Origin of the sequence: uncultured Granulicatella sp., assembly GCF_963528195.1 — a bacterium.
Taxonomy (GTDB): Bacteria; Bacillota; Bacilli; order Lactobacillales; family Aerococcaceae; genus Granulicatella.
On the sequence record NZ_CAURVN010000055.1, the window covers coordinates 1 to 7,654 of the forward strand.

The following is a 7,654-nucleotide window of genomic DNA, read 5'->3' on the forward strand; positions in this document are numbered from 1 at the left end:
CAGGCCCGTTGGTCAAGCGGTTAAGACACCGCCCTTTCACGGCGGTAACACGGGTTCGAGTCCCGTACGGGTCATAAATGGAGGTTTAGCTCAGCTGGGAGAGCACCTGCCTTACAAGCAGGGGGTCAGCGGTTCGATCCCGTTAACCTCCATTCCCAAAAATATGGTTCCGTGGTGTAGGGGTTAACATGCCTGCCTGTCACGCAGGAGATCGCGGGTTCGATTCCCGTCGGGACCGTTTTATAATATGCGGGTGTAGTTTAGTGGTAAAACTACAGCCTTCCAAGCTGTTGTCGCGAGTTCGATTCTCGTCACCCGCTTTAAATTTAATACAGGCCCGTTGGTCAAGCGGTTAAGACACCGCCCTTTCACGGCGGTAACACGGGTTCGAGTCCCGTACGGGTCATCCTTAGCACTCTTACGAGTGCTTTTTTTGTATTTTAAAATAGAGGAGATAGTTTAGATGAAAATTTTATTAACGGGTTTTGATCCATTTGGTGGAGAAAGTATTAATCCTTCTTGGGAAGTTGTTCGTCGTATTCCAGAAAAAATAAAAGATACCGAAATAAAAGGAATTCAAATTCCTACGGTATTTCAAAAATCATTTGAAGTGTTAAAAAAGGAAATCGAAATTTTCAATCCTGATGTTGTCATTTGTGTGGGACAAGCTGGGGGAAGACAAGGGATTACACCTGAACGTATTGCGATTAATGTAGACGATGCACGTATTGCAGATAATGAGAATAATCAACCAATCGATTTTCCAATTCAAAAGGATGGGGAAAGTGCGTATTTTTCAACGTTGCCGATTAAAGCAATGGTGGATAAAATGACAGCTTCAGGGTTGCCTGCTTCTGTTTCAAATACTGCCGGTACTTTTGTATGTAATCATATTATGTATCAAGTACTTTATTATGCTTCTAAAAGTCATCCATCATTAAAAGCTGGTTTTATTCATGTTCCTTTCTTACCAGAACAAGTAAAAGAGAAGAATCAATATCCTTCTATGAAATTAGAAGAAATGGTGGAAGCTTTAACACTTTGTGTTGAAACGGTTATTGAATATCAAGATAAAGAAGATTTAAAAACAATTGGTGGAGCGATTCATTAATTTCTAAAAAAAACAGGGTTGAACGGATATTTCGTCAACCCTGTTTGTGTTTAATGACTATAATAGAAACTATTTCCTGCAAAGTATGGTTCACTAGTAATGGTAATTCCTAAATCACGATAAATTTCTTCATCTGCTTTTTGTAAAATCACTGTACTATGCGCTTGTAAATTTCTTAAAAAGACTAATTGATTTTTAGCTGCTTCTGCTGATGGATTGGTAACAGCTGACATACTTAAAGCTATTAGTACTTCCTTACTATCGAGAGAGCGTTTTTGTTGGTGGAAGACCTCTTGACTCAATTTTGTTATGGATTCTAGAATAACGGGTGGCAATAGGTGTAAATCTTTTTGAATACCAGCTAATTCTTTAATCGCATTTAATAAGCAAGCGGCACCTGCAGTCATTGTGTCACTTTGTTTTCCAGTAATCATTTTACCATTTGGTAATTCAATAGCAACGACTTCTGTGTTTGAATCTTTAGCTTTATTCAAAGCTTTTTCTACAACAGGACGATCTTGAGGGGTTAGCCCCATTTCATCCATAATATATTTTCCTCGTTGAGCAGTTTCTAAAGTACCAATGCCACGTTTGTAATCGCATTGTAAGTGATAGTATCTGCGAATTATTTCTTGTTTTGAGGCTTCTTGTACGACTGCATCGTCTGTAATGGCAAAGCCAACACGGTTTACTCCCATATCTGTTGGTGAGTAATAAGGAATTTCTTGGTCTTTGTAAATTTTTCTTAAAATTCTTCTTAATAGAGGGAATGCTTCAATATCACGATTGTAGTTAACTGTCGTAATACCGTATTTTTCCAAATGATATGGATCAATCATATTAACATCTTCTAAATCAGCTGTTGCAGCTTCATAAGCAATGTTAACAGGATGGTTCAATGGTAAATTCCATACAGGGAATGTTTCGAATTTTGCATAGCCTGCTGAACGTCCTCTTTGTGTTTCATGATATAGCTGACTTAAACAAGTCGCTAGTTTTCCACTATTAGCCCCAGGAGCTGTTACAACAACTAATGGACGAGTAGTTTCAATATATGCATTAGCTCCGTATCCAGCATCACTGACTATTGTATCTACATCCATTGGATAGCCTTCTGTGTGGCCGTGAGTATAAACAGTCATCCCTCTACGTTCTAACATATTTTTGAATTGAGTTGCAGCAGGTTGACCAGTATATCTTGTAATTAAGATACTGTTAATTTTCAAATCCCAATGATGTAGATCATCAATCATTCTTAAGACATCTCTATCATAAGTAATGCCTAAATCTCCACGCACTTTATTTTGTTCGATATCACCTGCATATACGCAAATGATAATTTCTGCTTGGTTTCTAAGTCGATAGAGTAGTTTGACTTTTCCATCTGGATCGAATCCAGGTAATACTCTCATTGCATGGAAGTCTCCAATGAGTTTTCCACCAAATTCTAGATAGAGTTTGTCATAACTATTCACTCGCTCTAAAATATACTGACTTTGTTCTTCCAGGTATTTTTCGCTATCAAATCCTAATTGCATTTTTAACGCCCCCGTTTCACTATTTACAAGTCCATAGTATAGCACTCTCATCGTAAAAAATGAAGAAAAAAATTTCTTGTTCATGTTTTATTTTGTGATATACTGATTTTGTAATCGTAAAGGAGGATATAAGATGAAAAAAGTTAAAGGTTTAGTCGTATTAGGTACAGCTGCTACATTATTAGCTCTTGGATTAGAACAAAAAGTAGAAGCTCGTGTGCATTTCCATAGTTGTAAGGAAGCTTGGGCTGCAGGTTATGGAAATATATCTCGTGATGAAGATGGTTATTCTGCCAATTTAGATCGTGACAATGACGGAGTAGCGTGCGAAATTAGTCGTTCCAAAGGAGCATATCGCCCTCAAACTGCTGATGGCACACCATTAAATAAACAACAAGCATCTTCTTCATCTAGTTCTGCGTCAAATGGTTCGGATGAATCTGCTTCATCTAATTCTGCGTCAAATGCTTCTAATGAATCCACTTTATCAGGATGGCAATCAAATGGTGGAAATTGGTATTATTATCAAGATAATAGTGCAGTTACTGATTGGAAAAACATTAACGGAACTTGGTACTATTTTGATGGAAGTGGTGTAATGAGCACTAATTGGGAAAAAGTAAATGGTACATGGTATTATTTCAATACGGATGGTGCAATGCGTACTTCATGGCAAAAAGTGAGCGGTTCTTGGTATTATATGGACAATAGTGGAGCAATGCAAACAGACTGGAAAGAAATTAGTAATGCATGGTATTACTTCAATGCAGATGGCGTAATGCAAGAAAATCGTTGGGTTGGAGACTATTATTTAGGTTCATCTGGCGCAATGTTAGTGAATACGAAAACACCAGATGGTTATCGTGTTGATGCCTCTGGAAAATGGATTCAAGATAAATAATGAAATATGAATAGACATTCTGTCGGCATAAGAGTGAAAAATTTCCATAAACTTTCTCCGACAGAAAGTCTTTTTTTGGCTTCTAATTTTGCATTTTTATAAGTGAGGTGGTACACTACTGAAAAGAATGCAAGAGTCTGAAAGGAGCTTTTTATGGGAAATTTAATCACTTATGTTCAACAATATGGAGCTCAAACATTTGAAGATAAATCACTTACAGATGTTGATGTCTTAGTTCTAACAGAGATTGCTTATTTACCATTTGATGAAATTGTTCCTAAGTCATGTGATGTAACAGAGGCAATTTCTCTTGAACAATTAGGAAAAGAATTTGAGCAAATTAAAGAAAAACAACAGGAACTTAATCCATTTATGATTACTTCTGAGAGAATTGAATTACTAGAAGTTGTGTCTAAAAGTCAGCGTTATAAAGAGATTAAAGTATTTGGATTTTTGAATGATATTGATGATGAACGAACAAAACAATTTGCAGCAGTCTGTTATCAATGGGAAGAAGATAAGCGTTGGATTATTTTTAGAGGAACAGATGAAACATTAATAGGCTGGAAAGAAGACTTTATGATGACTTATTCAGACTTGATTCCTGCTCAAACGGATGCAATAGAGTATTTAAAGAAACAAGCAGAAACCTTTTCTGGAACACTGAATGTATCTGGACATTCTAAAGGGGGAAATCTTTCTTTATATGCGAGTGCAATGCAAGATGAAGCCGTTCAAAATAGAATAGAGCAAATTTATTGTTGGGATTCACCAGGCGTTCATCGTTCAATTTTAGGTACAGAAGGCTATCAAAGAGTCGTTTCAAAAGCTAAAAGATATATTCCTCAAGATTCTATTGTAGGTTTAATGTTAGAATCACAAGTTCCGTATCATATTATTGAAAGTCAGGGAAGTGGGATTTCTCAGCATAGTGCTTTAATGTGGAATATTGAAGAAGATCATTTTGTTGAACTAACCGAATTAACGAGAAATAGCCAATTAACGGATCAAACTTTTAAACAATGGACAGAAGTAGTTTCGGATGAAGATTTAAAACTCTTTTTTGATACATTTTTTGAATTATTTTTTGAAATGGGCGTAGAGACGGTTAATGATGTCTATTATAATTTTAGAATGTATATGCAACAGTTTTTCGAAAAAGCCTATCGAATGGATGCAGAAAAACGTGAAATCTTACTAAGAGTCGGACGCTTATTATTCCAAATTCGTTATGAAATTTGGAGAGATACTTTATCCATTTTAGTAGAACTCCCTACTTTAACATTACCAAGTGTAGAAGAATTAGTCGAAAGTTGGACAGGAGAACATAGAATTTCTGTGACTTATCAGTCTACAGAAGAAAATGAAGAAATTCGTCACTATTACCAAAATCGACAAAAACAAAAGAAATTAGAAATGAAACAAGCCAAGCATCCAGAGTAGATGCTTGGCTTATTTGTATGTTGTTATTGTTCAATTTTTAAACTTAAAGCTACACCCATTCCGCCACCAACGCATAGAGAGGCAATTCCTGTTTGTAATTGACGTTGTTTTAAAGCGTGAATTAAAGTCACAACTATACGAGCTCCTGAAGCCCCAATTGGATGTCCTAATGCAATTGCACCGCCGTGAACATTGACTTTTTCAGGATTAATTTTTAAATCTTTAATGACTGCTAAACTTTGAGCAGCAAAAGCTTCGTTTAATTCAAATAAATCTACTCGGTCTAATGGGATATGAGTTCTTTGAATTAGTTTTTCAATGGCAGGAACTGGTCCAATTCCCATAATAGAAGGGTCGACTCCTGCTTCAGCATATCCTGTTAAAGTAGCTAAGATTGGTAAGTTTAAAGTATTAGCAACTTCTCGTGTTGTTAAAATTAAAGCAGCAGCTCCATCGTTAATTCCTGAAGAATTTCCGGCTGTTACGATTCCATCTTTTTTAAAGGCAGGTCTTAATGAACTTAGAGATTCTACTGTTGTTTTTGGACGGATACTTTCATCCTTATCGATAGTAAGCATTTGTTTCGTTTTTTTATTCGTGATTTCAATTGGTGTTATTTCTTTATCAAAAGCACCATTTTGTTGTGCTTGGTAAGCTTTTTGTTGAGATTGAGCTGCAAATTCATCTAATTGTTGACGAGTAAATCCATATTTTTCAACAAGATTTTCAGCAGTAATTCCCATAGCTTCATTTGAAAAAGCATCTGTTAATCCATCATGGAATAAAGCATCAATCATGGTACAATTTCCATTTTTTGTAGCAAATCGATTTTGTAATAAATGTGGTGCTAAAGACATATTTTCCATTCCACCAGCTAATACGATTTTTGCATCCCCTAGACGAATGGCTTGAGCTGCTAATAAAATAGATTTTAATCCAGAACCACAAACTTCATTTACTGTTAAAGCTGTACTAGTATGTGGTAATCCTGAATTTAGCGCCACTTGACGGGCAGGATTTTGACCGAGTCCTGCTTGCAGTACTTGTCCAAATATGACTGTGTCGATTAAAGTTGGATCTACTTTCCCTTTTTCAATTGCAGACTTTGCAACGGCTGTTCCTAATTCAACAGCGCTGATAGAAGCAAATTGTCCACCAAATTTTCCAATGGCTGTTCTTGTAGCACTAATAATAACAATATCGTTTGAATTCATATCATTCTCCTTAAGGTTTCATTTACTTTACTATTGTAATCGAAAGTAGCGCAGAAACCTATTAAAATACTATATAAAAAAGTTAAAGATTTTTTTAAATTACGACTTTCAGTAGGTATAATCGTTGTAGCTTTGGTCATTTTTTGCTACTATGGTACGTGCAGACTATTAGGATAGATACTTATTAGATTAAGGGAGTAAGAAATGAATATCGGAATTGATAAAATTGGATTTTATACACCTCCATTTGCATTATCCATGGAGGATTTAGCAGCAGAACGTGGTGTAGAACCAGCAAAATATACTGTAGGAATTGGACAAAGTACAATGGCAGTAGCGCCTGTGACTCAAGATATTGTCACAATGGGAGCAAATGCAGCGATTGGAATTTTAGATGAAGCCGATAAAGAAGCGATTGATATGATTCTTGTAGGAACAGAAACAGGAATTGATCAATCAAAATCTGCAGCAGTCTATATTCAAAAATTATTAGGCTTATCGAATAGAGTTCGTAGTGTGGAATTAAAACATGCCTGCTATGGAGCAACTGCAGCATTACAATTAGCAAAAGGGCATATCGCTTTGAATCCAGAATCAAAAGTATTAGTCATTGCAAGTGATATTGCAAAATACGGCTTGAAAAGTGGAGGGGAACCAACACAAGGAGCTGGTGCAGTAGCGATGATTGTTTCAGCTGAACCTCGTTTACTTCGTTTAGAAGATGAAACTAGCTTATTTACAGATGATGTAATGGATTTTTGGCGTCCGAATTATGAAGCCTATCCAATGGTAGATGGAAAATTCTCAAATGAACAATACATCCGTTTCTTTGCAGAAGTGTGGAATGATTATGCAACACAAACTGGTGCTACTTTTGCAGATTTAGAAGCGATTTGCTTCCACTTACCTTATACGAAAATGGGATTAAAAGCATTTAAACCATTTTTAGAACCATTACCGGAAGAAGAACAAGAACGATTAATGACACGTTATCAAGAAAGTACAGTTTATAATCGTCATGTTGGGAATATTTATACAGGATCATTATTTTTAAGTTTTATTTCTTTAATTGAAACAAGTTCTGTATTAGTTGCAGGAGATCGTATTGGATTCTTTAGTTATGGGTCAGGAGCAGTTGGAGAATTCTTTGTTGGAGAATTAGTAGAAGGATTTGAAAAACAATTACGAGTAGAAGCTCATCAACAATTATTGGATACTCGTAAACAAGTAACCGTTGCAGAATATGAATTATTATTTAGTCAAATGGTGGATGAAAGTGGCGAACAAACTTTCCAAGTGGAAGATGCAAGTCCATTTATTCTTTCAGGAGTTCACCAACATCAAAGACAATATCAAAAACAATAAATTGTACATGAAAGGACTTGACTTCAATTGAAGTGACCCCAAAAAGTTAGACTTTTTTTGAGACGACTTAAGTCGTCTCTTT

At 35.9% G+C, this 7,654-nt stretch carries 6 protein-coding genes and 5 tRNA genes; 9 read left to right on the forward strand and 2 right to left on the reverse strand.

Annotation, left to right across the window (positions count from 1 at the left end; genetic code table 11):
* The first annotated feature begins 2 nt into the window (after positions 1 to 2).
* The 6 genes from RWR88_RS08105 to pcp all read left to right on the forward strand — a co-directional run bounded on the left by RWR88_RS08105 (position 3) and on the right by pcp (position 1,111).
* A tRNA-Glu gene (locus RWR88_RS08105) sits at positions 3 to 74 on the forward strand.
* A gap of 5 nt (positions 75 to 79) precedes the next feature.
* Positions 80 to 152 (forward strand) — tRNA-Val (locus RWR88_RS08110).
* A gap of 13 nt (positions 153 to 165) precedes the next feature.
* Positions 166 to 238, forward strand: a tRNA-Asp gene (locus RWR88_RS08115).
* Positions 239 to 249: 11 nt separating this feature from the next.
* Positions 250 to 320 (forward strand) — tRNA-Gly (locus RWR88_RS08120).
* 14 nt (positions 321 to 334) lie between these two features.
* Positions 335 to 406: transfer RNA gene (locus RWR88_RS08125), tRNA-Glu, on the forward strand.
* A 57-nt stretch (positions 407 to 463) separates the two neighbouring features.
* Positions 464 to 1,111 carry a pyroglutamyl-peptidase I gene (gene pcp / locus RWR88_RS08130; RefSeq protein ID WP_314451727.1) on the forward strand — a complete coding sequence of 216 codons (648 nt, stop codon included), beginning with the start codon at positions 464 to 466 and terminating at the stop codon, positions 1,109 to 1,111.
* A 50-nt stretch (positions 1,112 to 1,161) separates the two neighbouring features.
* On the opposite strand, the gene RWR88_RS08135 is transcribed toward pcp, so the two are convergent.
* On the reverse strand, positions 1,162 to 2,649 hold the full coding sequence (locus RWR88_RS08135; RefSeq protein ID WP_314451728.1) for a DUF1846 domain-containing protein: 1,488 nt from the start codon (positions 2,647 to 2,649) through the stop codon (positions 1,162 to 1,164).
* A 133-nt stretch (positions 2,650 to 2,782) separates the two neighbouring features.
* On the opposite strand from RWR88_RS08135, the gene RWR88_RS08140 reads away from it, so the two are divergent.
* Together RWR88_RS08140 and RWR88_RS08145 are read left to right on the forward strand one after the other, a co-directional pair.
* The gene (locus RWR88_RS08140; RefSeq protein ID WP_314349992.1) at positions 2,783 to 3,550 is read left to right on the forward strand and encodes an excalibur calcium-binding domain-containing protein; all 768 of its coding nucleotides are present in this window, start codon (positions 2,783 to 2,785) and stop codon (positions 3,548 to 3,550) included.
* Between the two features lie 153 nt (positions 3,551 to 3,703).
* On the forward strand, positions 3,704 to 4,993 hold the full coding sequence (locus tag RWR88_RS08145; protein ID WP_314451729.1) for an Mbeg1-like protein: 1,290 nt from the start codon (positions 3,704 to 3,706) through the stop codon (positions 4,991 to 4,993).
* Between the two features lie 23 nt (positions 4,994 to 5,016).
* Here the strand turns inward: RWR88_RS08145 and RWR88_RS08150 are convergent, their stop codons facing one another.
* Positions 5,017 to 6,207 carry an acetyl-CoA C-acetyltransferase gene (locus RWR88_RS08150; RefSeq protein ID WP_314451731.1) on the reverse strand — a complete coding sequence of 397 codons (1,191 nt, stop codon included), beginning with the start codon at positions 6,205 to 6,207 and terminating at the stop codon, positions 5,017 to 5,019.
* A 204-nt stretch (positions 6,208 to 6,411) separates the two neighbouring features.
* On the opposite strand from RWR88_RS08150, the gene RWR88_RS08155 reads away from it, so the two are divergent.
* Complete coding sequence (locus RWR88_RS08155) at positions 6,412 to 7,572, forward strand: hydroxymethylglutaryl-CoA synthase (protein WP_314451733.1); 1,161 nt, start codon at positions 6,412 to 6,414, stop codon at positions 7,570 to 7,572.
* Positions 7,573 to 7,654: the final 82 nt, after the last annotated feature.

What these genes read in the sequence shown, in the direction of transcription:
- pcp (WP_314451727.1), top strand. Translation starts at nt 464, where the DNA reads ATGAAAATTTTATTAACGGGTTTTGATCCATTTGGTGGAGAAAGTATT.
- RWR88_RS08135 (WP_314451728.1), bottom strand. Translation starts at nt 2,649, where the DNA reads ATGCAATTAGGATTTGATAGCGAAAAATACCTGGAAGAACAAAGTCAG.
- RWR88_RS08140 (WP_314349992.1), top strand. Translation starts at nt 2,783, where the DNA reads ATGAAAAAAGTTAAAGGTTTAGTCGTATTAGGTACAGCTGCTACATTA.
- RWR88_RS08145 (WP_314451729.1), top strand. Translation starts at nt 3,704, where the DNA reads ATGGGAAATTTAATCACTTATGTTCAACAATATGGAGCTCAAACATTT.
- RWR88_RS08150 (WP_314451731.1), bottom strand. Translation starts at nt 6,207, where the DNA reads ATGAATTCAAACGATATTGTTATTATTAGTGCTACAAGAACAGCCATT.
- RWR88_RS08155 (WP_314451733.1), top strand. Translation starts at nt 6,412, where the DNA reads ATGAATATCGGAATTGATAAAATTGGATTTTATACACCTCCATTTGCA.